At 39.1% G+C, this 1,009-nt stretch carries 1 protein-coding gene; it reads right to left on the reverse strand.

Features of this window, described 5'->3' with window-relative positions; all coding sequences use genetic code 11:
* Positions 1–210 precede the first annotated feature (210 nt).
* Positions 211–867, reverse strand: coding sequence for a hypothetical protein (locus KSO91_RS17355; protein ID WP_238744269.1), 657 nt, complete (start codon positions 865–867; stop codon positions 211–213).
* Positions 868–1,009 lie beyond the last annotated feature (142 nt).

A 1,009-nucleotide genomic window follows, 5' to 3' on the forward strand; every position in this document is an offset into this window, starting at 1 on the left:
TAAGTGTTACACGAATCCCAGACTCCGCCAAAGGCGCAACACTCGATACAGGTGGTTGGTTAAACCTTGCCTGACAGGGACTTACACCCTGCAAGATGCATCAAGCTTTGCTTGACGCACTAACGCCACCTTAAGCGGCAAAAAATTGTTTGCTAAAATGTTGAACGGAGTGAAAACAGCAAACTGTTTTTTGTCCGTTTAAAGGTCTTGTTAGCTCACATCGTAAAACTTGCCAACATAATCAACAAATTCACTAAGATTTAAATCTAATATGCCCCAATCCCTATCATCAATAGGTACATCTTGCAAAGTAGCAATCTGACGAATAGAGTTGGTGATACTGAGCCATAACATTGCATGTTTATGAGATACTTGAAACGCTACAGGTACTAATTGTTCAAAAGTAGGTAAAACCTCATGTACAGATTGAACCAACATATTGGCTTTTGCCCCATCCAAATTTTTAAAGCTGGCGTTCGCTTTAAACCGCTCTATATGATCTAGGTGCTCACTGATTGGTTTACAATGAATAAGGTGCTTACTCCAATGAAACATAATACCAAGGTCTCTTCTGTCATGAAAAAATGCTTCAAAAACAAAGGATACAGCCTGACCTAGTTCATCTTTTAATTCTTGTTTCGCTCTTCTTTCAGGTATATACACAACAAGCACATAAAATATCAAACTGACTATATAGCCAATACACAAGTTAAATACTATCGAGTTACCAACCTCAAATTGATAAAAAACTCGCGCTACTGGTGAGTCACTTAGGACTGAAATCAACAATTCATCTGATGACTTAAATAGCAATAAAAGAGCAATTATAAACAAGCACCAAATCAACCTATTTTCTACAAATTTCAAAATAACCTCTAGTGAGCATCGTGGTAGAACGATCTGTTACCAGACCGACCCCACACAGATCCGGACGTGCGGAACTACCGCATCCGGCTCTTCAGTTATATATTCACTCGTGTAAAACACGACCCTAGTACCAGTCGACCAG

The organism is Psychromonas antarctica (assembly GCF_022267535.1).
GTDB lineage: Bacteria > Pseudomonadota > Gammaproteobacteria > Enterobacterales > Psychromonadaceae > Psychromonas > Psychromonas antarctica.